The organism is Thermodesulfovibrio sp. 1176 (assembly GCF_029946585.1).
In the GTDB taxonomy this organism is placed as follows: Bacteria; Nitrospirota; Thermodesulfovibrionia; order Thermodesulfovibrionales; family Thermodesulfovibrionaceae; genus Thermodesulfovibrio.
On sequence record NZ_JARZRZ010000003.1, the window covers coordinates 144832 to 168854 of the forward strand.

The 24023-nt window shown below is 33.7% G+C and carries 23 protein-coding genes and 3 tRNA genes; 16 read left to right on the forward strand and 10 right to left on the reverse strand.

The genetic code is table 11. The annotated features are described in order from the left end of the window. The gene (locus QI155_RS06620; protein WP_068859838.1) at nt 1-513 is read right to left on the reverse strand and encodes a TlpA disulfide reductase family protein; all 513 of its coding nucleotides are present in this window, start codon (nt 511-513) and stop codon (nt 1-3) included. A gap of 3 nt (nt 514-516) precedes the next feature. Then, nucleotides 517-852, reverse strand: a complete 336-nt coding sequence (gene trxA / locus QI155_RS06625; protein WP_068859840.1) for a thioredoxin — start codon at nt 850-852, stop codon at nt 517-519. Nucleotides 853-1256: 404 nt separating this feature from the next. Between trxA and QI155_RS06630 the strand changes: the two genes are divergently transcribed. The 3 genes from QI155_RS06630 to QI155_RS06640 all read left to right on the forward strand — a co-directional run bounded on the left by QI155_RS06630 (nt 1257) and on the right by QI155_RS06640 (nt 2377). Further along, nucleotides 1257-1327, forward strand: a tRNA-Gln gene (locus QI155_RS06630). A gap of 11 nt (nt 1328-1338) precedes the next feature. Next, nucleotides 1339-1413, forward strand: a tRNA-Glu gene (locus QI155_RS06635). Nucleotides 1414-1444: 31 nt separating this feature from the next. Beyond that, complete coding sequence (locus tag QI155_RS06640) at nt 1445-2377, forward strand: L,D-transpeptidase family protein (RefSeq protein WP_068859842.1); 933 nt, start codon at nt 1445-1447, stop codon at nt 2375-2377. An 18-nt stretch (nt 2378-2395) separates the two neighbouring features. On the opposite strand, the gene QI155_RS06645 is transcribed toward QI155_RS06640, so the two are convergent. The 3 genes from QI155_RS06645 to QI155_RS06655 form a co-directional block, all read right to left on the reverse strand. Beyond that, on the reverse strand, nt 2396-2704 hold the full coding sequence (locus tag QI155_RS06645; RefSeq protein WP_068859844.1) for an alanine-zipper protein: 309 nt from the start codon (nt 2702-2704) through the stop codon (nt 2396-2398). Between the two features lie 68 nt (nt 2705-2772). Next, complete coding sequence (gene ribD, locus QI155_RS06650) at nt 2773-3864, reverse strand: bifunctional diaminohydroxyphosphoribosylaminopyrimidine deaminase/5-amino-6-(5-phosphoribosylamino)uracil reductase RibD (RefSeq protein ID WP_083200064.1); 1092 nt, start codon at nt 3862-3864, stop codon at nt 2773-2775. Nucleotides 3865-4175: 311 nt separating this feature from the next. Further along, nucleotides 4176-4673, reverse strand: coding sequence for a rhodanese-like domain-containing protein (locus QI155_RS06655; protein ID WP_254045449.1), 498 nt, complete (start codon nt 4671-4673; stop codon nt 4176-4178). 217 nt (nt 4674-4890) lie between these two features. Between QI155_RS06655 and QI155_RS06660 the strand changes: the two genes are divergently transcribed. From QI155_RS06660 to QI155_RS06720, 13 genes are all read left to right on the forward strand, one after another. After that, nucleotides 4891-5469, forward strand: a complete 579-nt coding sequence (locus QI155_RS06660) for a rhodanese-like domain-containing protein (RefSeq protein ID WP_068859848.1) — start codon at nt 4891-4893, stop codon at nt 5467-5469. A 3-nt stretch (nt 5470-5472) separates the two neighbouring features. Next, nucleotides 5473-6240, forward strand: coding sequence for a rhodanese-like domain-containing protein (locus tag QI155_RS06665; RefSeq protein ID WP_068859850.1), 768 nt, complete (start codon nt 5473-5475; stop codon nt 6238-6240). 54 nt (nt 6241-6294) lie between these two features. Then, on the forward strand, nt 6295-8229 hold the full coding sequence (locus QI155_RS06670) for a hypothetical protein (RefSeq protein WP_281321321.1): 1935 nt from the start codon (nt 6295-6297) through the stop codon (nt 8227-8229). Continuing rightward, nucleotides 8195-8617 carry a DUF488 domain-containing protein gene (locus QI155_RS06675; protein ID WP_068859856.1) on the forward strand — a complete coding sequence of 141 codons (423 nt, stop codon included), beginning with the start codon at nt 8195-8197 and terminating at the stop codon, nt 8615-8617. Before QI155_RS06670 ends, QI155_RS06675 begins: the two co-directional genes overlap by 35 nt. Before the next feature lie 129 nt (nt 8618-8746). Beyond that, a complete protein-coding gene (gene pyrR, locus QI155_RS06680) occupies nt 8747-9277 on the forward strand; it encodes a bifunctional pyr operon transcriptional regulator/uracil phosphoribosyltransferase PyrR (RefSeq protein WP_068859858.1) in 531 nt (176 codons plus the stop codon). Next, nucleotides 9274-10173, forward strand: a complete 900-nt coding sequence (locus tag QI155_RS06685) for an aspartate carbamoyltransferase catalytic subunit (RefSeq protein ID WP_068859860.1) — start codon at nt 9274-9276, stop codon at nt 10171-10173. Before pyrR ends, QI155_RS06685 begins: the two co-directional genes overlap by 4 nt. A gap of 176 nt (nt 10174-10349) precedes the next feature. Continuing rightward, a complete protein-coding gene (locus QI155_RS06690; protein WP_068859862.1) occupies nt 10350-11654 on the forward strand; it encodes a dihydroorotase in 1305 nt (434 codons plus the stop codon). Continuing rightward, complete coding sequence (gene carA, locus QI155_RS06695) at nt 11651-12736, forward strand: glutamine-hydrolyzing carbamoyl-phosphate synthase small subunit (protein ID WP_068859864.1); 1086 nt, start codon at nt 11651-11653, stop codon at nt 12734-12736. The genes QI155_RS06690 and carA overlap by 4 nt, the downstream gene beginning before the upstream one ends. Nucleotides 12737-12884: 148 nt before the next feature. Beyond that, nucleotides 12885-16145 (forward strand): carbamoyl-phosphate synthase large subunit, encoded by a 3261-nt coding sequence (gene carB, locus QI155_RS06700; protein WP_068859865.1) that lies wholly within the window; start codon nt 12885-12887, stop codon nt 16143-16145. Then, nucleotides 16142-17677: a bifunctional phosphoribosylaminoimidazolecarboxamide formyltransferase/IMP cyclohydrolase gene (purH, locus tag QI155_RS06705; RefSeq protein ID WP_281321322.1), complete on the forward strand. Its 1536-nt coding sequence runs from the start codon at nt 16142-16144 to the stop codon at nt 17675-17677. Before carB ends, purH begins: the two co-directional genes overlap by 4 nt. A gap of 1 nt (nt 17678) precedes the next feature. Continuing rightward, on the forward strand, nt 17679-18572 hold the full coding sequence (locus tag QI155_RS06710) for a protoglobin domain-containing protein (protein ID WP_068859869.1): 894 nt from the start codon (nt 17679-17681) through the stop codon (nt 18570-18572). Next, nucleotides 18569-19834, forward strand: coding sequence for a phosphoribosylamine--glycine ligase (gene purD / locus QI155_RS06715; protein ID WP_281321323.1), 1266 nt, complete (start codon nt 18569-18571; stop codon nt 19832-19834). Before QI155_RS06710 ends, purD begins: the two co-directional genes overlap by 4 nt. Nucleotides 19835-19856: 22 nt before the next feature. Further along, nucleotides 19857-19939: transfer RNA gene (locus tag QI155_RS06720), tRNA-Leu, on the forward strand. A gap of 8 nt (nt 19940-19947) precedes the next feature. Here the strand turns inward: QI155_RS06720 and QI155_RS06725 are convergent. The 5 genes from QI155_RS06725 to hpt are packed head-to-tail and all read right to left on the reverse strand — an operon-like array spanning nt 19948 to nt 23829. Next, complete coding sequence (locus QI155_RS06725) at nt 19948-20472, reverse strand: CAP domain-containing protein (protein ID WP_348650832.1); 525 nt, start codon at nt 20470-20472, stop codon at nt 19948-19950. Continuing rightward, nucleotides 20473-21633, reverse strand: coding sequence for an acyl-CoA dehydrogenase family protein (locus tag QI155_RS06730; RefSeq protein WP_068859875.1), 1161 nt, complete (start codon nt 21631-21633; stop codon nt 20473-20475). 12 nt (nt 21634-21645) lie between these two features. Beyond that, complete coding sequence (locus QI155_RS06735) at nt 21646-22962, reverse strand: metallopeptidase TldD-related protein (protein WP_281321324.1); 1317 nt, start codon at nt 22960-22962, stop codon at nt 21646-21648. Continuing rightward, nucleotides 22937-23305 carry a 6-carboxytetrahydropterin synthase QueD gene (gene queD, locus QI155_RS06740; RefSeq protein WP_068859879.1) on the reverse strand — a complete coding sequence of 123 codons (369 nt, stop codon included), beginning with the start codon at nt 23303-23305 and terminating at the stop codon, nt 22937-22939. Before queD ends, QI155_RS06735 begins: the two co-directional genes overlap by 26 nt. Beyond that, the gene (hpt, locus tag QI155_RS06745) at nt 23305-23829 is read right to left on the reverse strand and encodes a hypoxanthine phosphoribosyltransferase (protein ID WP_068859881.1); all 525 of its coding nucleotides are present in this window, start codon (nt 23827-23829) and stop codon (nt 23305-23307) included. The genes queD and hpt overlap by 1 nt, the downstream gene beginning before the upstream one ends. Nucleotides 23830-24023 lie beyond the last annotated feature (194 nt).

Sequence of the window (24023 nt, forward strand, 5' to 3'; positions counted from 1 at the left end):
TTATTGTCCTCCTTTATTAAGAATTTTTTCGATCTCTCTATTAAGCAAGCCAAAAGTATCCTTTGTTATTCCTCTGTATATCTGTCTTATTTGTTTTTTTTCATCTAAAATAACAAAATTTGGAAAGCCATAAACATTGTAAAGTTTTTTAACTTTTACATCTGCTATGAATAGAGGATATTTTATCACTTTATTTTTTGAAAATTCTTTGAGTTTATTTATATCTTCAACTTCATCGTTAAAAAGAATCCCTATTACCATCAAATTTTCATTAGAAAATTGTTCATGGATTTGATTTATGTCTGGAATAACCATATCGCAGGCAAAGCACTTAGTTGAAAGAAATTCGATTAGAATAACCTTGCTTTTAAACTGATTGAGAGAATAAGTTTTTCCATCATGACCAGTTAAATAAAAATTAGGTGCAGGGTCTCCGGTTTTTAAAGCTCCCTGCACATTATTGATATAAATTAAGAGAAAACATATAGAAATTAAGAAGAAAAGTTTTTTCACTATTTAAACATTATTTAAGAGGGTATCTAATTTGCTCTTTAAAGTTGACTTTGGCACAACTCCTACAATCTGGTCTACTCTTTGCCCATCCTTAAAAAACATTATTGTAGGGATACCCATAATACTATATCGAGTTGCTATCTCTGGATTTTCATCTGTATTAAGTTTTCCAATTTTAACCTTATTAGAATATTCTTTTGCTAATTCTTCAATAGTAGGAGCTATTATTCTACAAGGTCCACACCATGGAGCCCAAAAATCCACCATTACTACTCCTTTAGAGTTTAATACCTCTTTTTCCCATGAAGTAGTTGTAAGCTCTAAAATTCCTTCTGTCATTATTACCTCCAAGAATTTTTATTCATGCAATATATTTATAAAATAAATTTTAATTAATTATTTTGTCAATTTATCGACATTTCTTTAAAAAATAATCTTCTTTAAAAAGTATTGTCCAATCTTTAAGAATTATATATGGAATATTTTTATGTTGTAAACACAAACATCTGGCCTGAAATTGCCGATAGAGATAAAAGCAATATAATATTTATGCAGTCATTCCGAAGGGTTATATACCCCGAGGAATTTCTCATTAAAGAATCTATCTGGTGAAAAAGGAGGAGATTCCTCAGTCGCTTACGCTCCTTCGGAATGACAAAATCAGTGTTTTTCTATCGACAATTTCAGGATCTGGTTAACTAATTGACAATATAAGCTTTTTTATGATATACAATAAAATAATTTGGGGAGTCGTCTAACGGCAGGACGGCAGACTCTGGATCTGCTTGTAGGGGTTCGAATCCTCTCTCCCCAGTTAATAAAAAAGGTCCCATCGTCTAGCCAGGTCAAGGACGTAGCCCTCTCAAGGCTAAAACACGGGTTCGAATCCCGTTGGGACCGTTTAAATAAATTTATAATTAAATTAAAATTTATGAGAAAAATTTCATTTTTTATAATTTCAATTATTTTTATATTTGCTATCTTTTCTAATTCATCAGCTGAAACTTTTTCAATTGGAGAAAACACTTCTGCTGTTGGAACAATTAAATATCACGTAATTCAAAAGGGAGAATCCCTTATTGAGCTTGCAAGACAAAATGCTCTTGGCTACAATGAAATTGTAGATGCAAATCCTGAATTTGATCCCTTTGTACCTACTGTGGGAAGTAAAATTATAATTCCTAAATTTTGGATTCTTCCAGATAGACCTGAAAAATTTCAAGGCATATTAATCAATCTATCTGAAATGAGACTATTTTATTTTTATAAAAAAGGGAATATTAATTTTTTAAGTACCTTCCCAATAGGGATAGGAGATGATAATCTTGAAACACCAATGGGAAAATTTAAAATATCTCATAAAGTTATTAATCCTTCATGGTATGTTCCAGAGTCAATAAGAAAAGAAAGACCTGAACTACCTGCAGTAGTTCCCCCCGGACCAGAAAATCCTCTGGGAACGCATGCAATGAGACTGTCAGGTACAAGTTACCTAATTCATGGAACAAATAGACCCTGGGCAGTTGGTAGAAAAGTAACTCATGGTTGTATAAGGCTTTATCCTGAAGATATTCCAAAGCTTTTTGAAATTGTTCCTATTGGTACAGAGGTATTAATTACAAGACAACCTGTAAAAGTTGGTAAAATCGGTGATGAAGTATATGTTGAAGTTCATCTTGATGAGCAATTAAAAGAATTCGATTATTTGGGTACTGCTATAAATCTTCTTGCTAAGAAGGGGCTTTTAAAATATGTTGATACTTTTAAACTTTATAATGTAATTAAACAAAAAAATGGTATTCCGACTTCTGTAACTGTTAAAAATAAAGAGCCACAGGTCATTACTTCTGACCCGTGGCTTTAGAAAATAAAGGCTAAAGAATTATTTCTTTTGTTGTAATTCAAAAGCCTTTCCAGCTTTCTGTGCAGCAGCTTCTGCTCTATTTGCTGCATCTTCTGCTTTCTTTGCAGCAGCTTCTGCTCTCTTCGCAGCATCATCAGCTTTATTACAACAATCATCTACCTTCTTCCCCAGGGCATCAACTTTTGACTCAAGGGCATTAACTTTGTTTTCAAGTTTACCGAGTCTGTCAACGATAGGGTCAATTTCTTGTTTTACATAGTCCTTTGTGGCACAACCAAATGAAAAAATAAACATTACCGCCAATACAACTGCCATCAATCTTTTCATATTCTTTCACCTCCTTTCTGGAAATTTTTACTTAATTTAATAGAGTTTATAATATATTGATTAAAAAATCAACCTTTTTTGAAGTATCCCTCAATTAGGATATCCTTAGATAATTTTCGTATAGACAATTTTTCTATTTCATAGGCTTCAGATAGCCTTTTATAAAAATTTCCTCCTATACATGGATAAGAATCTTTACCACCTATTATTTTAGGAGCTATAAAAATCATTAATTTATCAACAATATTATATTTAATTGCATAAGAATTCAAAGATGATCCACCCTCAATCATAACTGATATGATAGATCTCTTTCCTAACTCCTCCATTAACCATGAAAGGTCAACTTTTTCTGAGTCAAATGTAATAATATCAATCCCTTTATTTATCAAAATTTTAGCTTTTTCTTCTGTTAATTTTTCTTTTTTTACTACTGTTATTGTTTTAGGTGGTGGACTATATACATGGTAGTTTAAAGGAATTTTAAGTTCAGGATCTATAATTACTCTTATTGGGTCTTTGCCTCCTTTTATTCTTGATGTAAATTGAGGATTATCCTTTAAAACAGTTCCGCAAGCAGTAAGAATTGCATCAACTTTTGAACGGACTTTGTGAACAAACTGCCGAGATTCCTCAGATGTAATCCACTTTGATTCCCCAGTGGGTGTGGCAATTTTACCATCTAAGGTCATGGCTATTTTTAGTATTACAAAAGGTTTTTTTGTTGTTATATATTTAATGTAAAACTCATTCAAACTTTTAGCTTCCTTTTCAAGTACTCCCTCCTTTATCTCGATCTCGTTTTTTTTTAGTAATTCAATTCCTTTGCCTGATACCATTGGATTAGGATCTCTCATTGCTATCACAACCCTTTTAATACCAGAATTTATAATGATATCTGTGCAAGGAGGAGTTCTTTTATTCCTATGACAACAGGGTTCAAGATTTACATAGAGAGTTGCCCCCTTTACAGATTCTTTTGCCTTCATTATTGCTTCTGCTTCAGCATGAGGAAGTCCTGCTTTTTTATGATATCCTTCAGATATTACTTTACCGTCCTTTACTAATACTGCACCAACCATCGGATTAGGAGAAGTCTTCCAATTTGCTTTTCTTGCCAAAGATAAAGCTCTTTTCATATAAACTTCATCAATATCCATTTTTTACTCCATAAAAAGATTTTTATTCCATTTTATCATATCAGAATTTATTGTTGTATGTTATTTCTAAAGCCATTATTATAATGGAAAATCTCATATTTCTCTCTCAGTACCTCTCTTTTATATCCATAAGGGGAAGGCTAAAATACATTTTGACATTTTATTTTAGTAATTTAGTAATATAGTTGTAACCACATTATCCCAAAATTGATTTTATAAAAGTGTTTTTGAGGATTGTTTGGTAAGGCTAATATTTTTTTAAGAGGATTGTTAGCTTTGAAAGGGAGGGATATCCCTCCCTTTTTGATAATTTAATCTTTTACGTACTCTGTGGCAGTTCTTCCTATCTCTCTGGCTAACTCAACCATACCGCCCTTAAATTGAAAGGCATTGGAAAAACCAATTGCTCTTAAAGCAATGGTTGCTGCAGCAGCTCTGTCTCCAGTGTGACATATAACCGCTATTTTTTTATCCTTTGGAAGTTTTGCGAGATTTTCGGGTTTAAATAGTTCATGCATTGGGATAAGAAGACTACCTTTCCATACAGGTGCTATAATTTTCTGTTCTGCCGGTGTTCTTATATCAAGGATTACAAAATCTTCGTTTTTCTTAATCATATCAAGTATATCTTTTGTGGTTATCTGACAAGGTCTCATAGTAAGAACTTGAGGATTCAACTGTGAAAACATAGCATCAAATTTTTTTGCTAATTCTACATCATAAGCAAATAGTGTGCCAGAGAAAATAAAAATTGTTAAAGCAATGCCTAATAAAATTCTCATTTGAAAAATTTGTAGATATTTACTCATTTTTTACCTCCACGATTAATTTTTATAATCCTGTTAAATAGGGTTATAAAATGCTCTTATAAAATGTATAATGTCGGATTTAATTTTGTCAATAACGGTTTAAATAAAATGTTAGGGGAGTATAATATAGGCAAAATATATAAAAATTTTAATTAATATAGATGAAATTTATGAAAATTAGTTATAATATAATAAAATTTTTAAAAGGAGGTATATCATGAAAAGGAAACGAAGTTTACTTTTGATTGTCATGGTTTTTTGTCTGACCTTTGCATTTCTAGTCTCTAACAGCATATCTCAGCAAAAACCAATAATTGCAAAGAGTTGTTCTCTTCCAGGATGCCACACAGCTAAACCAAATGAGCTATATGGAAATCTTAAAACAGTATCAGCAAAAGCTGAAATGATTCAGATTGATACTGGTGCACTCTGGACAGTAAAATTCGATGAAAACACAAAACTTAAAAACTGGAATCAACCAATCAACAAGATTCCAAAAGAAAAAGAGATTACAATTACCTATGTAGAGAAAAATGGCGAACTGTATGCAACATTAATTAATGTAAAGCCCCCAGTAGTAGTAGATCCAGCTAAAGTTATTAAAGTTAGTGAGATGAAGAAAATTTTTGACGACAAAAAAGGATTAATTATTGATTGTAGACCGCCAGGAAGATACCATGAAGGACATATTCCTGGATCGATAAATATTTGGTATGCAGAATTTGATAAACATATTGACAAGCTTCCTCAAGATAAAAATGAATTAATTGTATATTATTGTCAAGGTCCTACCTGAGCTTTGACTCCTTCATCTGCTCGTAGAGCAGAAGCACTTGGTTATACAAATGTAAAACAGTTTGTAGATGGAATACCTGAATGGAAAAAACAGGGTTATCCTGTTGCCTCAACTCCAAAATACTTAAAAGACTTAATTGAAAAAGACATACCCCATGTATTAATTGATGTTCGCCCTGCTGAAAAGGCAAAACAGGAACACATTCCAGGTGCTGTAAATATTCCCCTTGCTGACCTTGAAAAAGCTAAGAATCTCTTCCCAAAACAAAAGAATGCTCCAATTTTAATTTATTGTGATTTGGACAAACTCTCCCAACAAGCTTTCGATATAGTAAGAAAATGGGGTTATATTAACACTTCTTATGTTGTTGGAGGATTAAATGCCTGGAAACAGACTGGTGGCCAAGTAGTAAGCGATCAATTCAAAAAACAAATAGTCTATGTTCCAAAGCCAAAACCAGGTACAATAGGTGAAGAGGAATTCAAAAAGATTGTTGGTAAACCTCCTAAAAATGTTTTTATTCTTGATGTAAGAGATCCAGAGGAAACACAAATGGGAATGCTTAAGGGTGCCAAGAATATACCCGTCAATGAATTAAAAGACAGGCTCGGTGAAATTCCAAAAGATAAAGAAATAATCATTCACTGCGCAACAGGAATGAGAGCTGAAATGGCTTATAATATCCTTAAAGAAGCAGGCTATAATACAAAGTTTCTTGATGCCAATATACAAATTAGAAAGGATGGAAAATATAAAATAATCAAAGAGTAAATTAAAAAAAAGGGGGATCTCTTATTCCCCCTTTTTTTCTTGCTATAATTTTAAATGCCCTTTAAACTCGGGAAAATCAGTGATTTAGCCAAGCCTTTAACAGTAACTGTCTTTTTTCTTCAATTTTTTCTAATAATTGGTTATTTTGGTTACAAATACTACATGGATTCTTCAGAAAGTTGTATCCAATGCCATGGTTCAAAGGAAAAAATGGCTGAATTTGGATATCCTCAATTTTATATAACCCTTGAAGATGTAAGAAAACAGACAGGACATAAAACAGTTTTCTGCAGCGACTGTCATCTTGGTAATGGAAGGACAAATGATAAGGAAAAAGCTCACAAAGGTATGCTTAAGCCAATATATGTTAATGATTCAATGGATGTAGAGGAAAGAAAAAAGCTTTATGACAAAAAGGATTCTGAACTTAATAGATTAATTCCTCAAGGTGATGATGAACTCTTTAATATGCTTCCCAAAATTAAAGAAAATAGCGAACTTAACTTACATCCTAAGGTAAGAAATCTTCTCTGGCATGATAGAAATCCTGAAAGTTTTAACTTTGACCCTGAGATAATCAAAAAAACCTGTGGGAAAAGAGGTTGTCATACAGAAGAACTTAAACAATTCAGAACAACCATAATGGGTGTAAATTTCAGACAGAGGACAATGGTTAGTTGGCTTGAACCCTATGGCCCTCACAATTGTGGTCCTTCCTTTGCTGATGTTCCACCAGAGGAAGTCTTAAAAAAAGTTGGTTTTGATTTTACAAATACAGAAAAAATTAGAAAAGAAATGAACATTTCTTTTACCAATGAACAGGCTATGCGTAGACAAAAGATGTGTAATGTCTGTCATGCTGGTTGTCTTGACTGTCACTATGCGCCAAGTCCTGAAAAGGGTTCCCATGCATTTTTAAAAATACCAGACTCATATAGTTGTATGGGAAGGGGTAGAGGTAATTCAGTATGTCATACAGGCGCATCCCAATCAAGAAGAGGAGAAACATATATTGGTGGATTTTATTCAATTCCACAGGGTAGAAAAGGAGATATCCATTTTAAAAAGGGTATTCATTGTATAGATTGTCATCAGACAGGTAAAAAAGGTATGGGAGATATGAAGCGAAAGGCAACTTGTCAGGACTGCCATATTGAAATTGAAAGGGCTCACGCAAAATCAATTCATAAAAATCTTACATGTACTTCCTGTCATGTAACTGAAGCAGGTGGTTATCAGATTACAATATGGGGTAGGGGGTATATTGGAGAAAATTTAACACCCTTTAAAAAATATTCCCTTTATCACGGAATTCAGAAGCCATTAATTCTTATGAAAGATCAAAAAGGAATATGGTTTCCTGTTAAGATATTTCCCCACAGTGTAGGAAATATTAAAGAAAAAGTTTCTCCATCAGGTCTTCGCTATAGGTGGCAAAATGGTGAAACAAGAGATATGTATTACATTGTTGGAACTGTTGATGGCCTACCCTCTGGTAATAGACATTTACTTTGGATTCAAATTGAAGAAGTTTCTCATCCCTTTGGAAAAGCAAGGGATTGTAAAAGTTGTCATAATAATAAACAGGTTTCTGTATCTACATGGCAGTATGAAGATACTCAGGGTGCAGAGCCTTTCAAAGGGGGATATAAAATTGTAGCTGATGAGAAAGGATTAAGAATAAAGGATTTCTGGCATAGCAAAATTAATATTTTACCAGGTTTTGAATTGACTGATTTTGCCTCCTGGATTTATTTTACTGATAAGTGGTTTATTCCAGGTGATTTTTCAATAAAGATTGACTCTAATAAATATAAAAAATACCTAAATCTCCATGAAAGAAATCTAAAGTTCCTTAAAAAAATAGAAAGCAAGATTAAAGATGAAAGGGAGAGACAGAAATTAAGAGAAATTAAGGGTATTTTAATTCACAATCCTGAATTTAATATTAAAAATGAAAAAGATTTACACAATTGGTACAAGCAGTAGAATTATTGAGGAATTTATTGAAATCTTAAAGAGATATCATATTGAGACAGCTGTTGATGTAAGAAGCTTTCCGCAGTCAAAAAGATTTCCTCATTTTAATCAGAGGAAACTTTCAGGTTTTCTTGAACGGGCTGGAATAAAATATGTTTATCTTGGAAAGGAACTTGGTGGTTTTAAAAAAGGTGGATATGAAAGATATATGGAAACAGAAACCTTCAAAGAGGGAATTAAAAAGCTGGAAAAAATTGGAGAGAAATCAATTACTGTTTTCTTTTGCTGTGAAAAACTCTTTTTTAGATGTCACAGAAGATTTATCTCTCAAGAACTTACTATAAGGGGATGGAAGATATATCACATTGTTGATAGGAACATTTATTTTCAGACTTAAGGGGTTATAGAAAAAATTTTTAAAATCTTGTATAATTTATTAATTTGCGTTTTAATCTCCAAAGGGGAGAAAAATCTAATAGCTTAGGGGTTCTAAGATTACCCCTATGGTTCAACAATAAAAGAGAGCATGGAAAAGGAACTTCTTAACGAACAGGAAATAGAAAGAATCCTTACAAGGATTACCCACGAGATATTGGAAAAGAATAAGGGAGCAGAGAATATTTGCCTAATAGGAATTGTTACTGGAGGTGTATATCTTGCAGAAAGGATAAAAAATAAAATAAAAGAAACCGAAGGAATTGATGTCCCATTAGGTATGCTTGATATATCCTTTTACAGAGATGATATAAATATTACAAAAAATCGAAAAGCAATAAAACCTACAAACATTCCATTTAGTATAGATGACAAAAAGGTTATTCTGGTAGATGATGTTTTATATACTGGGAGATCAACAAGAGCGGCAATGGATGCATTAATGGATTTTGGAAGACCTGCAGAAATTCAACTCGCTGTATTGATTGATAGAGGTCACAGAGAACTGCCAATTATGGCTAATTATACAGGTAAATATATTCCCACTTCAAGGGATGAAAAAATCAAAGTTAATTTTAAAGAAATTGCAGGTAAAGATTCAGTGTTATTAATTAAAAAATGAAAGACCTTATTGGAATAAAAGAACTCTCAAGGCAGGATATTGAGGAAATCCTTAATACAGCCAAAGCCTTTAAAGAAGTTCTTGGAAGAGATATTAAAAAAGTACCTACTTTGAGAGGTAAGACAGCTATAAATCTTTTTTTTGAGCCTTCAACAAGAACAAGAACATCCTTTGAACTTGCTGAAAAAAGACTAAGTCTTGATGTTTTGAATTTTTCTGTAAGCACAAGCAGTGTAGTAAAGGGAGAAACACTTTATGATACCCTAAAAACCATAGAAGCTTACAATGTTGACTATATTGTTATCAGGCATTCCTCTTCGGGATCGGCAAAGTTTGTTGCAAAACATACTCCAGCATCAGTAATAAATGCAGGAGATGGAACAAATGAACATCCTACACAGGCATTGCTTGATGCCTTTAGTATTCTTGAGGTTAAAGGTAGACTTGATGGACTTAAAATCGCAATTGTGGGCGACATAATCCACAGTAGAGTAGCCCGTTCTAATTTGTATCTCTTAAGCAAATTTGACACAGAAATAAGATTTGTAGGTCCACCAACTCTTCTTCCTGTGGAAACTCCAGAAAATGTAAAAATTTTTTATGACCTCAAAGAAGGGTTAAAAGATGTGGATGTGGTTATGTTATTAAGAATTCAGCTTGAAAGACAAAGTGCAGCATTTATTCCTTCTTTAAAAGAGTATTTTTATATATGGGGAATGAAAAAAGAGGTTTTTTCCCATTTAAAGGATGATACAATCATAATGCATCCTGGTCCAATGAATAGAGGAGTCGAAATTGCAACAGAAGTTGCTGATAGCTCTCGATCAATAATTCTAAGACAGGTGACAAATGGAATAGCTACAAGAATGGCTGTTATTTATTTGTTGACTTCATAAAAAAGGATGGGGGATTCTTCGCTATCGCTCAGAATGACAAGGAAAGGAGGTTCGGAATGACAGTGAGAAGGATAAGATTTCTTTGGGTTAAAGCCCTTAGAATGACAAAAAGTGTGGAAGAATTACAGTAAATGTAACATAGGAAAAAATAAAAAGGGACAAACAAGAGGTAAAAAATGATTATAAAATTTTACAATGCATACATAATTGACCCTTTTACACATAAGGAAGGAATTGCTCACATTGTAATCGAAGACGGAATTATTTCAGAGGTAAAATTTACAAAGCCTAAAAAAATAAAAAATCAAAAATCTAAACCTGAACTAATTGAAATAGATGCTTCAGGGCTTTATGTTTTTCCAGGTCTTTTAGATATGCACACTCATTTAAGAGAACCGGGTTTTGAATATAAAGAAACAATCAAAATAGGTACTCTTGCTGCGGTAAGAGGTGGTTTTACTTCTGTTTGTTGTATGGCTAATACCAATCCTGTAAATGATAATCCTGAAGTAACCTACTATATCCTTGCAAAAGCAAAGGAAGAGGGAAGTTGTGATGTATACCCTGTGGGAGCAATAACAAAGGGACTTAAAGGTGAGGAACTCTCTGAGATGGCTTTGCTTAAAGAAGCAGGATGTGTGGCTTTTTCAGATGATGGAATGCCTGTTATGAATTCTTTAATTATGAGAAGAGCCCTTGAATATTCTAAGGCAGTTGGAGCTCCTATAATATCTCACTGTGAAGACCTTTTTTTAAGTGAAAAAGGAGCAATGAATGAAGGAAAACTCTCCTTTTATCTTGGTTTAAAAGGTATTCCACGAGCTTCTGAAGAGGTAATGGTTGCAAGAGATATAATCTTGTGTAAACATTTCCGTTCACCTTTACACATTGCTCATGTATCAAGTAAAGGCTCTGTTGAGTTAATAAAAAGAGCAAAAGAAGATGGAATTTCTGTTACAGCAGAAACATGTCCTCATTATTTCACTCTTACAGAAGATGTGGTATCCGATTATAATACAAATGCTAAAGTAAATCCTCCACTTAAAACAGATGAAGACAAAGAAGCAATAAAATCCGCTTTACGAGAAGAAGTGATTGATGTAATAGCAACAGATCATGCACCACATAGCATTGATGATAAGAATACCCCTTTCCAAGAAGCAGCAAATGGAATTTCAGGACTTGAGACAGCACTGGCATTAAGCCTAAGACTTGTTCACGATGGAGTTTTGCCACTTAATAAACTTATTGAAAAATTTACTGTAAATCCTGCAAAGATATTAAAAATTTATAAAGCTGGAATTAAAGAAGGTGCAGAGGCAGATTTAATACTTGTTGATATCAATAAAGAATGGATTGTTAAAAAAGAAGATTTTGTTTCTCTTGGTAAAAATACTCCCTTTGATGGTTGGAATCTTAAAGGCAAGGTTTTAATGACTTTAAAAGGTAAAAAAGTTTTTGATATGAGGACGGAAAAATGAAAAAAGCAATCTTGGTTTTAAAAGATGGAACAGTATTTGAAGGATATTCCTTTGGAGCTCATGGAGAGTCCATAGGAGAAGTTGTTTTTAATACCTCAATAACAGGATATCAAGAAATACTTACAGATCCCTCCTATAAGGGACAGATTGTTGTAATGACCTATACTCAAATAGGAAACTACGGTGTGAACAGAGAAGATATAGAATCTAATGGAGGACCAAAAGTTGAAGGTTTTGTTGTAAAAGAGTATAAAGATTATCCAAGTAACTGGCGTTCAGAGGAAAGTCTTGGTGAATATCTCAAGAAATACGGGGTTGTAGGAATACAGGGAATTGATACACGAGCGCTAACTAAACATCTGAGGGATAAAGGTGCTCAGATGGGAATTATATCAACGGAAGATCTTGATCCATTTAGCTTACATAAAAAAGTTCTTGCCCATCCAGATATTTCAGAGATTGACCATGTAAGTGCTGTTATGTGTAAAGAACCTTATATTTATCATGAGGAAAAAGATGCGCCTATCTGTGTTGTTTACGATTACGGAGTAAAATTAAACATTCTTAAAAATTTAAAAAGAGTTGGTTTTTCAGTTTATGTTGTTCCAGGTAAAATGCCAGCTGAAGCTGTCCTTGAAATAAATCCTTCATGTATTATGCTTAGTAATGGTCCAGGAGACCCGCAGATTCTTACTTACGCAGTTGAAAATATTAAAAAATTGATTGGTAAAAAGCCTCTTTTTGGCATATGCCTTGGGCATCAACTTTTAGGATTAGCTTTGGGAGGAAAAACATATAAGCTTAAGTTTGGGCATCATGGAGGAAATCATCCAGTTAAAGATTTAAAAACAGGTAGGATTGCAATTACAGCACAGAATCATAATTACTGTGTTGATATTTCAAGCCTTAAAGGACAGGTAAGGTTAACTCATAAAAATCTTTATGATGGTACAGAAGAAGGAATGGAGCATGTGGAGTATCCAATTTTTTCAGTTCAACATCATCCAGAAGCAGGACCAGGTCCCAACGATGCATTGGATGTTTTTGACAGATTTATGGAAATTACTCGAAAGAATTTATGAAAGTAAAAATTCGTTTTTAGGGTAATCAGAGGAATCTAATTGTGCTGAAAAAAATATTAAAAAAGACTCTTAAGAAATTTCTAAAGAAAGTGATAAAAAAACTTTTTAAAAAAATCTTTGACTAGTTAAAAAGGAGAGATTATCAATTATGCCAAAGAGGACAGATATTAAAAAAATATTAATAATTGGTTCAGGTCCTATAGTGATTGGTCAAGCCTGTGAGTTTGACTATTCAGGTGCACAGGCCTGTAAAGCACTTAAACAGGAAGGATATGAAGTTATACTTGTGAATTCTAATCCAGCAACAATTATGACTGATCCAAGGATGGCTGATAGCACTTATATTGAACCCTTAACTGCAGAAATTCTCGAACTTATCATAAAGAAAGAAAGACCTGATGCTTTGCTTCCTACTCTTGGCGGACAGACTGCTTTAAACCTTGCAGTAGAGCTTGGTGAATCTGGTGTTTTGGATAAATACTCTGTTGAACTAATTGGTGCAAATCTTCAAGCTATAAAAAAAGCTGAGGACAGAGAGCTTTTCAAACAGGCAATGAAAAAGATTGGACTTGATGTACCACGTTCAGCAACTGTTCACAGTTTAAAGGAAGGTTTAGAAGTAATTGAATGGATTGGTTTTCCTGCAATTCTGAGACCTGCCTTTACCCTTGGTGGAACAGGAGGTGGAATTGCTTACAATATTGAAGAGTTTAAAGAGCTTCTTGAAAGAGGGCTTAAACTTAGTCCAATAAGTCAGGTTCTTATTGAAGAAAGCCTTCTTGGATGGAAAGAATTCGAACTTGAAGTTATGCGCGATAAAGCAGACAATGTTGTAATTGTCTGTTCTATTGAAAATTTTGATCCTATGGGAGTACACACTGGAGACTCAATTACAGTAGCACCAGTACAGACTCTTACAGATAGAGAATATCAGTTAATGAGGGATAGCGCTATAAAAGCAATTAGGGAAATTGGGGTTGATACAGGTGGAAGTAATATTCAATTTGCTGTAAATCCTAAAAATGGAAGAATGGTTATCATAGAGATGAATCCAAGAGTATCCCGTAGTTCAGCCCTTGCTTCTAAGGCAACAGGTTTTCCAATAGCAAAAATAGCTGCTCGTTTGGCTGTAGGATATACTCTTGAAGAGATTCCAAATGATATTACAAAGGTAACACCTGCAAGTTTTGAACCAGTCCTTGATTATGTTGTTGTTAAAATTCCAAGATTTACTTTTGAAAAATTTCCAGAGGCAAATCCGATACTTACAACCCAGATGAAATCTGTTGGTGAAGTAATGGCAATTGGAAGAACTTTTAAAGAGGCTCTTAGTAAGGCAATTCGTTCACTTGAAGTAGGCTCCTATGGCTTTGAAGAAATTGAAGCTTCTAAAGAGGAAATAATATGGAGGTTGAAAAATCCAAATGCAGAAAGACTTTGGTACATTGCTGAAGCTATTCGTAAAGGTTTTAGTATAGATGAAATATATGAATTAAGTGGAATTGATCCATGGTTTTTGAATAATATAAAAGAAATAGTTGAGATTGAAGAAAATATAAGATTCGCTAAGAACTTAAAACTAAATGAGCATGAATTCAAAAATCTTCTTTTTGAAGCAAAACAGAGTGGGCTATCAGACAGAAGAATAGCTTTTCTTATAGGAAAAAAAGAGAAAGAAATAAGGCAGTTAAGAAGTCAGCTAAATATAACTCCCATTTATAAACTTGTTGATACATGTGCAGCTGAGTTTGTTGCATATACACCATACATGTATTCTTGCTATGAAAAACCTTACTTTAAACTTGATTCTTCATCAAGCCTTCATGATTCTGATGCTCCTCCTACAGATAATCTTAAAAAAGTAATAATTTTAGGTTCAGGACCAAACAGGATAGGACAGGGAATAGAATTCGATTACTGTTGTGTTCATTCTGTATTTGGTTTAAGAGAACTCGGTTATGAAACAATAATGGTAAACTGTAATCCAGAAACAGTAAGTACAGACTATGATACATCAGATAGACTCTATTTTGAACCTTTAACCCTCGAAGATGTTTTACATATTATTGAGAGAGAGAAACCTCTTGGAGTTATTTTACAATTCGGAGGTCAGACACCGTTAAAACTTGCCAAAGCTCTTGAGGCTAATGGTGTTAATATTCTCGGAACAAAGGCTGATGCCATTGACAGAGCTGAGGACAGAAAACGTTTCAAAGAATTAGTAGACAAATTAGCTCTTAAACAGCCTCCAAGTGGTACAGCTACTTCGTTAGATGAAGCTCTTAAGATAGCCCAAAAGCTTGGCTATCCCATTCTTGTGAGACCTTCCTATGTTCTTGGTGGAAGAGCAATGGAGATAGTATATGATGAAGAATCCTTACTTAGATATATGAAAGAAGCTGTGAAGGTTGCAGAGGATCATCCTGTTTTAATTGACAGATACTTGGAAGATGCTATAGAGGTTGATGTTGATGCAATAAGTGATGGAGAAACAGTTATAGTGGCAGGAATCATGCAACATATTGAAGAAGCAGGAATTCATTCAGGAGATTCTGCCTGTTCACTTCCTCCTTTCTCTCTTTCAGAAGAAATAATTGAAAAAATTAAGGAAGAAACAATTGCTATAGCAAAAGAACTCGAAGTTAAAGGATTGATGAATGTCCAGTATGCTATAAAAAACAATGAAGTCTATGTTTTAGAAGTAAATCCCCGTGCATCAAGAACTATTCCTTATGTCAGTAAAACCATAGGGGTGCCTCTTGCAGCCATTGCCGCAAAAGTTATGGTAGGAAAAACTTTAAAAGAACTTGGATTAACTGAAAAAATCAAAATCCCCTATGTAACAGTAAAGGAAGCAATCTTTCCCTTTGATAAATTCCCAGAGGTTGACGTTATTCTTGGTCCTGAGATGAAATCAACAGGTGAGGTTATGGGAATTGATGAAGATTTTGGTCTTGCCTATGCTAAATCTCAGATGAGTGCAATGGGTAAAATTCCCTTAAATGGTCGAGTTTTTATAAGTGTTAAAGATAAGGATAAACCTGCTGTAGTTTCAATTGCTAAAGATTTTATAGATCTTGGTTTTACGGTGATTGCTACTTATGGAACTGCTAAATTTTTAAGGGAAAAGGGACTGAATGTTGAAACAATAAATAAACTTCAGGAAGGGCGTCCCCATGTTCTTGATTTAATAAAAAACAGACAGATTAGTTTTATAATAAACACAGTATTCGGTAAACAGGCTCAGAGGGATTCAATGTACATAAGAAGAGGTGCTTTAAATTACAAAATTCCCTATACTACAACAATATCGGGGGCGAGTGCGATTGTTAAGGCTATAAAAAGACTTAAAGAAAGCGAAATTAAAGTAAAATCAATACAGGAATATCACAGAGAGGTGACGGGGTGATAAAAAGAGCATTAATAAGTGTATCTGACAAAAGGGGATTAGTTGATTTTGCAAGAGAACTTGACAATTTAGGAGTAGAGATCCTTTCAACAGGTGGAACTGCAAAAGTTCTTAAAGAATCTGGAATAAATGTAATTGATATCTCCCAGTATACAGGATTTCCTGAGATTATGGATGGAAGGGTAAAAACTCTTCATCCCCTTATTCATGGAGGAATTCTTGCAAGAAGAGATAACCCAAAAGATTTAGAGGCTATTGCCTCACTTGGAATAAAACCAATTGACATGGTTGTGGTTAATCTTTATCCCTTTGAAACAACAATAAAAAAAGAGGATGTAAAACTTGAAGAGGCAATAGAAAACATTGACATCGGAGGTCCTACACTTTTAAGAGCATCTGCTAAAAATTATAAAGATGTAATAGTAATCGTGGATCCCGAGGATTACTCTTCAGTCATTGATGATATTAAAAAAGGTGATATTTCTCAGGAAAAAAGATTTAAACTTGCAAAGAAAGTTTTCTCACATACTGCAAGATATGATGCCTTAATAGCAGAATATTTTGATAAAATATCTCAACAAAAAAATTTTCAAGCTGAATGGACACTACCTCTTAGATTAATAAAAACTCTTAGATATGGAGAAAATCCTCATCAGAAGGCAGCACTTTACAGTATTAATGAAGCTCCTTCATTGATAGATGCAGAGGTCCTTCAAGGTAAAGAAATGTCTTTTAATAATTATCTTGATACACATTCAGCAGTTCTCATCGCCTCAGAATTTAAAGAACCTGTATGTGTAATAGTAAAACATAATAATCCTTGCGGAGTTGCCATTGCTGAAAATCTTAAACTTGCCTATAAAAAGGCTTTTGAATGCGATCCAGTGAGTGCTTTCGGAGGCATAATTGCTTTTAATAGGACTGTTGACAAAGCAGTAGCTGAAGAGATTGTTCATACTTTTTATGAAGTTATTATTGCTCCTGAATTTGATGAAGAGGCATTACAAGTTTTTTCAACAAAGAAAAATTTGAGATTGTTGAAATTTCCTGCTCTTTTCCATGAAATTAAGCCTTCGGGCTTTGATTTAAAGAGAATTCTTGGTGGATTTATTGTTCAAAATTGGGATGCCCTTGAAGATGAATTTTCCCAGGCAAAGGTGGTAACAAAAAGAAAACCTTCTCAGGAAGAATGGAGAGCTTTAAAATTTGCATGGAAAGTATGCAAACATGTAAAATCTAACGCTATTGTCTATGCAAAAGAAGACCGAACAGTGGGACTTGGAATTGGACAGACAAGCAGAGTTTTTTCATCTAAAGTTGGAGCAATGCATGCATTAAGTTCCCTCAAAGGTACAGTGGTTGCATCAGATGGATTTTTCCCCTTTAGAGATAATATCGATGTACTTGCTCAGAATGGTGTAACAGCAATAATTCAGCCAGGTGGCTCTGTCCGTGACCAAGAAGTCATAGAAGCAGCAGAACAGTATGGTATTGCAATGGTTTTTACAGGAATAAGACACTTCAGACACTAAAATGAGACCCTTTAAAGAAATAAAAGCTAATTATTATTTTACAAAGGAAGACGAAGACAGACTCTTAAGATTAAAACCTTTCATGGAAAAGAGAGTAGACCGAGTTGTTGAAGCTCTGTATCAATGGATAAACGCCACGGATGCTGCAAAAAGATTATTTAAAGACGAATCTTTAATTAAACATGTGATGAAATTAGTTCGAATCTGGTTTATTAGTCTATTTTCAGGTAAATATGACAATGCTTACTACGATAGCCTTATTAGAATTGGACAAAGACATGAAAAAGTTGGAGTAGAGCCTCATTTTATGAATAGGGCAATCAATATAATAAGAAATGCCTGTGTTGACATACTCTGTGATGAATTAGATTACATTGAGAGAGATCAATATATTATCTCAATTAATAAAATTCTCGATATGAATCTTGATATAATAATCTCTGCATACATAGAAGAAGAAGTAAAGGGGTATTCAGTTGCATATAAAGCAAAAAGCAAAGTAGTTAGATTTGGAGAGTTTTTTGCTCAATTGACAAGTTTTTCACTTATCTTTGGATTAATCATGCTTACAGGAGCGGTAATTTATCTTTGTGGAAGAGATCTATACGCAATTTTTACAGGGAAATTAGAACAAACAATTATAACTGCTCTCGGTTCTATTTTAATTTTATGGGTAATGCTCGAACTTATAAATACAGAAATAACTCGACAAAAGGGTGGTAAATTTAAAATTAGTGTTTTTGTTGGAGTAGCTCTTGTTACAACAATAAGAGAGGTTATGATTGCAACTTTAAAACATGATACTCTTGAATTTATTGGAGCATTAGTTGTATCTGTTCTTGTTATTGGAGTTATTTATTGGTTGGTTAAAAAAACCGAGGAGGAAAGAAAATGAAAATTCTTGTAATAGGAGGTGGAGGAAGAGAACACGCTATTGTTTGGAAGCTTTCCCAATCAAAAGTTGTTGATAAAATATATTGTATCCCTGGAAATGCAGGCATCTCAGAACAGGCTGAATGTCTGGAAATTGAAAGTAAAGATATATCAGCATTGGTAGATTTTGTGAAATATGAATGGATTGATTTAACTGTAGTTGGTCCTGAAGATCCCCTTGCAAAAGGAATTGTTGATGTTTTTCAGAAGGAAGGAAGAAGAATAATAGGTCCTACTCGGGCTGGTGCGCAGATTGAAAGCAGTAAGGTATTTGCAAAGGATTTCATGAAAAGACATAAAATCCCCACAGCTGAATATAAGGTTTTTACATCCTATACTCATGCTGAAGAATACATTAGACTCAAAGGAACACCGATTGTTATAAAAGCAGACGGACTTGCAGCAGGTAAAGGAGTTTTTGTATGTCAGAACTATGACGAAGCAGTAGATGCCTTAAGAATTATTATGAAAGAAAAGGTTTTTGGTTCAGCAGGAGATAAAGTAGTCATTGAAGAATGTCTCAAAGGTCAAGAGGTATCTTATTTGGTCTTTACAGATGGTAAAAGTGTTGTTCCAATGGTTACATCAAAGGATCATAAAAGGCTCCTTGATAATGATGAAGGACCAAACACAGGAGGGATGGGGACATTTAGTCCAAATCCTGCAGTTACACCTGAGCTTGAACAAGAAATACTTGAAACAGTGATAAAGCCAACTATCAAAGGTTTAAAATCAGAAGGGATTATATATAAAGGTATTCTTTATGCAGGACTAATGATTGTTAATGGAAAACCCTATGTTCTTGAATTTAATTGCAGATTTGGAGATCCTGAAACACAGGTTATTCTACCAAGACTTGAAACAGATATAATCGATATTTTTATGGCAATATCAGAGCAAAGACTGTCTAAAGTTAATGTAAAATGGAGCGATAAAGCATCTTTATGTGTGATTTTGGCTTCAGAGGGGTATCCTGGGAAATATAAAAAGGGACTGCCAATTACTGGTCTTGACATTGTTAAAGGACTTAAAGATGTGATCGTTTTTCATGGAGGAACCAAGTTTAACGAAGAAGGTATTATTGTTACAAATGGTGGAAGAGTTTTAGGAGTAACAGCATTGGGCAATGATTTACAGGAAGCAAGACAGAAAGCATATTCAGCAGCAGGATTAATTAATTTTGAAGGAATGCAATACAGAAAAGACATTGGATTAAAATTTTAAAAAATTTTTAAAATTAAATAATGCGAGAGTGGCGGAATGGCAGACGCGCTGGACTTAGAATCCAGTGGGGTCAAACCCGTGAGGGTTCAAATCCCTCCTCTCGCATTATTTAATTAATAGGGTTTTTTACCAACAATGTTTCCTGCAGGATTATAGTTACAAACCCAGATTTCTTCTCTTTTACTGCATAAAGCTCTTGCACAACCTAATTCTTTAGTGTCTCTCCATATTATTTGAGTATAATGACTGCAAATTTTATCCTGTCTGCAACTATTTGAGTAATAATCATAATTGAATCTTTCCTGTGCCCAGTAATCAACTACATATTTTGGCCTTACTGGAGAGTTTGACCAAAAGATATTTTCCCCTAATCTGTTACTGCTATGAATCATTCTGCAACTGTAATTTTTAGCTAATTTATTAGCCCAATTTTGAGCAATTTTTTCCAGTTCCTTTGACCATACTAAATTTGGAACTCCCACTTGTTTCCGCCATTGGTTGTGCGCATTAATTATTTCTGTCTTTTCTTTCTCAGTAAGCTCAAAAGAATAAACTCTATAATTTGGATAATAGGCGCATCCTAATAAATACAGTAAATTTAAAATCAAGAAAAAATTAAAAAATGTTAAATTTTTCAATTAAAAACCAGCTTTTGTAAGCTCTTTTATAATAGCCTGTCCTATAACATTTCTTTGTATCTGATTTGTCCCTTCATATATTTGTAAAATCTTAGCATCTCTCATCATCTTTTCAACAGGATAATCTTTCATGTATCCAGAACCTCCCATTACTTGAACAGCGTCAACTGTAACTTTCATAGCAACATCTGTAGCAAAGGTTTTTGCCATTGCAGAAGCTTTTGTAATATCCTTTGCACCACTGTCAATATATCTTGCTACAGAATATACAATAGCTCTTGCTGCCTCAATCTGAATTGCCATATCTGCAAGCATGTGTTGCACAGCTTGAAAACTTATTACTGGTTGTCCAAATTGAATTCTTTGTTTTGCAAACTTTGCTGCTTCTTCGAAGGCACCCTGAGCAACTCCTACTCCCTGAGCACCTACTCCTACACGAGACTGATCAAGGGTTTTCATAGCTACTATGAATCCCATACCCTCTTTCCCCAGAATATTTTCCTTAGGGATTCGGCAGTCCTCAAAGATTAATTCTCTTGTTGCAGAGGCTCTGATTCCCATTTTGTTTTCTTTTTTGCCAAAACTGAATCCAGGAGTTCCCTTTTCAACGATAAAAGCAGATGCTCCACGAGCTCCCTTTGATTTATCAGTTAATGCTATAACAGTGTAAATCTCTGCTTCGCCACCATTTGTAATCCACTGTTTCCTTCCATTTAGAATGTAATAATCTCCATCTTTTACAGCTGTTGTTTGAATTCCTCCAGCATCACTTCCTGCATTTGGTTCAGTAAGGGCAAAGGCAACAAGTCTCTTACCATCGGCAATATCTGGAAGATATTTTTTCTTTTGTTCTTCTGTTCCAAAAAGAAGTATGGGATAGGTTCCCAATGCATTTGCCGCATAGGTTGTTGAGACACCGAGACATACACGGGATAATTCTTCAACAACTAAACATAATTCTAATGCTCCTGTACCAAGTCCTCCGTATTCTTCGGGAATAAAAACTCTAAACATGTCAGCCTGTGCTAAAATTTTCATAATTTCCCATGGAAACTCTCCTGTTTCATCAAGTTCAGCTCTTACAGGAAGAACATGTTCTTCAGCGATTTGTCTTGCCAAATCCTTTATCATTTTCTGGTCTTCTGTTAAAAGATAATCCATCAACTTCCTCCTTTAACCTGATATATCTATCCCTTCAACAAGAAGGGTTGGTGTTCCAATATTTTCATAAAAGGTTAAATCTTGTCCTAAAGCTTTAATATTTTTAAATATTTGTGAAACATTCCCGGAAATTATAGCTTCTTTTACAGGATATTTTAATGCACCTTTTTCTATGTATACACCTGCTATACCAACTGAAAAATCTCCACTTACAGGATTGGCAGTATGCATTCCCATCACTTCTAAGATATAAATTCCTTTATCAATGAATTTTAATAATTCATCAAAAGAACTTTGAGGAAGATTACTTTCAATATAAAGATTAGTTGGACCTACTGAAATTCCCCTTTCAGTTCTTATTGCATTTCCTGTTGAATTCTTCATTCCCCATCTTCTTGCTGTATAGGAGTTATGCATCAGGGACTTTAATACTCCTTTTTCAATAAGAGTCTTTTTATTGGTAGGAACTCCTTCAGCATCAAAAGGGGTTGAACCAAATCTTTCAGGAATTACTCCATTGTCAATTATATCTAAAGCCTCATTCATTACAATTTCATTCATTTTATTTATGAATATTGACTTGCCTAATTGAAAATTTTCTGCTGAAAGAGATTGACAGATAAGTTCGAGAAATTCTGATGCAACAGAGGGTTCTAAGAGTATCCAGCCTTTAAAGGGTGATATTTTTTGAGGATTAAGCAACATTAGGGCTTTTTTGGATGCTTCTTTACCAATTTCTTCAAAATTAATATTTTTCAGAAATCTCTCTGCTCTGTATGCCCAACCCATTTGTGAATTTTCTTCTTCTGCTATAGAAATTATATGAGCAGATATTGAAGTAAAAGGATTGGATATCGCTAAGCCCTCTGAATTTATTATACCTATTTCATAGGTAGACACATTAATTTCTGCATTTCTAAGTTTTTTAATTCTTTTATCAAAAAAGGCACTTCTTTGCATGGAAATTAAAAAATCTGAAATTGCTCCATTTATTTTTGCTATGTTATCATCAAAAACATTGAGAGGTTTTATCTCTGAAGGTTGAGGAATATGAATAAATTCATCTGGTTCTGAATGTTTAGAAAGTTCAAAGGCTATATTGAATGCTTCAGGGATTTTTTCAATGCTTCTACAGTTTGCAAATCCAGCTTTTGAATCTTTTACTACTCTTATTGAGAAAGAATTCCGAAAGGAAGTTTTTTTTCTGTCAATTTTTAAGTCTTTACCTTCTATAATATGAGATTGTTTTCTTAAAAAATAAATTTCCCATTGAGCATTTATTTGAGGAACCAATTTATAAAGTTCACTCAAAATAGGTTGCTCCAGCATTATCGGACTCCCATACTGTAACCGAATAAAGCTTGACAGGACCTTTTTCAAATTTTGATTTTAAGTTAAGATATATCCATCTTGCTATATTTTCGCTTGAAGGATTTATTTGATTAAAGGGCGGAATTTCATTTATAAAGGTATGGTCTAATTCAGATACAACCTCATCGGATATTTTTTTTAAATCTTTAAAATCAATAGCAATACCAATTTCATTTAAATTTTCTGCGATAACCTCTATTTCAACTTTCCAGTTATGTCCGTGAATATTTTCACATTTACCTTTATAACCCCTTAGCTGATGGGCAGCGTCAAAATCAGTAATAATTTTTAACTTATACATTATTTGGCTTCTTTTTTAAAGATTGTTAGATAAGGAATGTTTCTAAACATTTCCTGATAATCAAGTCCATATCCAACAATAAATTTATTAGGAACAGAAAAACCAACATAGTCTATGGGAACATCAACAACTCGTCTTTCCTTTTTATCCAAAAGAACACAAATTCTCAAAGAGGCCGGGTTCATTTCAAGTATTTTTTCCCTTATAAAATTCAAAGAAATCCCTGTATCAATAATATCATCAACAAGAAGAACATCTTTACCAGTTAGGTTTTCTCTTGGAAAGTAATGAATTTTTACTTCACCGGAAGAACTATCTTTCAAATAACTTGAAGCAATAAGAAAATCAATTTTCAGAGGACTTTTAATATGCCTTATAAGATCGGAAAAAAACATAAATGAGCCTTTAAGAATACCAATGACAATTAAATCTTTTTGAGAATAATCCCTTGAAATTCTATTCGCAAGCTCTTTTACCTTCATCTGAATTTGCTCTTCTGAGATAATAGGCTTTCCAATAAACATGGTTTATATTATAACAAAAATAAGTTTAAATTGTAATTTTTTATGTGTCACCCTGAAATTGCCGATAGGAAAAAGGTTGTCTTTTTCTTCTACTGTAATTCCGTGGGGTTAAATACTTCGAGGCGTTGTCCTGATCCCTTCTGCTTGACTTTGAGACTGCGCTGAACGAAGTGAAGGGGTAAACTCCTCGAATT

Bases quoted from the DNA above. Each gene is read 5' to 3' on its own strand.
- trxA (WP_068859840.1), bottom strand. From the start codon at position 852: ATGACAGAAGGAATTTTAGAGCTTACAACTACTTCATGGGAAAAAGAG.
- QI155_RS06640 (WP_068859842.1), top strand. From the start codon at position 1,445: ATGAGAAAAATTTCATTTTTTATAATTTCAATTATTTTTATATTTGCT.
- QI155_RS06645 (WP_068859844.1), bottom strand. From the start codon at position 2,704: ATGAAAAGATTGATGGCAGTTGTATTGGCGGTAATGTTTATTTTTTCA.
- ribD (WP_083200064.1), bottom strand. From the start codon at position 3,864: ATGGATATTGATGAAGTTTATATGAAAAGAGCTTTATCTTTGGCAAGA.
- QI155_RS06655 (WP_254045449.1), bottom strand. From the start codon at position 4,673: ATGAGTAAATATCTACAAATTTTTCAAATGAGAATTTTATTAGGCATT.
- QI155_RS06660 (WP_068859848.1), top strand. From the start codon at position 4,891: ATGAAAAGGAAACGAAGTTTACTTTTGATTGTCATGGTTTTTTGTCTG.
- QI155_RS06670 (WP_281321321.1), top strand. From the start codon at position 6,295: ATGCCCTTTAAACTCGGGAAAATCAGTGATTTAGCCAAGCCTTTAACA.
- QI155_RS06675 (WP_068859856.1), top strand. From the start codon at position 8,195: ATGAAAAAGATTTACACAATTGGTACAAGCAGTAGAATTATTGAGGAA.
- pyrR (WP_068859858.1), top strand. From the start codon at position 8,747: ATGGAAAAGGAACTTCTTAACGAACAGGAAATAGAAAGAATCCTTACA.
- QI155_RS06685 (WP_068859860.1), top strand. From the start codon at position 9,274: ATGAAAGACCTTATTGGAATAAAAGAACTCTCAAGGCAGGATATTGAG.
- QI155_RS06690 (WP_068859862.1), top strand. From the start codon at position 10,350: ATGATTATAAAATTTTACAATGCATACATAATTGACCCTTTTACACAT.
- carA (WP_068859864.1), top strand. From the start codon at position 11,651: ATGAAAAAAGCAATCTTGGTTTTAAAAGATGGAACAGTATTTGAAGGA.
- carB (WP_068859865.1), top strand. From the start codon at position 12,885: ATGCCAAAGAGGACAGATATTAAAAAAATATTAATAATTGGTTCAGGT.
- QI155_RS06710 (WP_068859869.1), top strand. From the start codon at position 17,679: ATGAGACCCTTTAAAGAAATAAAAGCTAATTATTATTTTACAAAGGAA.
- purD (WP_281321323.1), top strand. From the start codon at position 18,569: ATGAAAATTCTTGTAATAGGAGGTGGAGGAAGAGAACACGCTATTGTT.
- QI155_RS06730 (WP_068859875.1), bottom strand. From the start codon at position 21,633: ATGGATTATCTTTTAACAGAAGACCAGAAAATGATAAAGGATTTGGCA.
- QI155_RS06735 (WP_281321324.1), bottom strand. From the start codon at position 22,962: ATGCTGGAGCAACCTATTTTGAGTGAACTTTATAAATTGGTTCCTCAA.
- queD (WP_068859879.1), bottom strand. From the start codon at position 23,305: ATGTATAAGTTAAAAATTATTACTGATTTTGACGCTGCCCATCAGCTA.
- hpt (WP_068859881.1), bottom strand. From the start codon at position 23,829: ATGTTTATTGGAAAGCCTATTATCTCAGAAGAGCAAATTCAGATGAAG.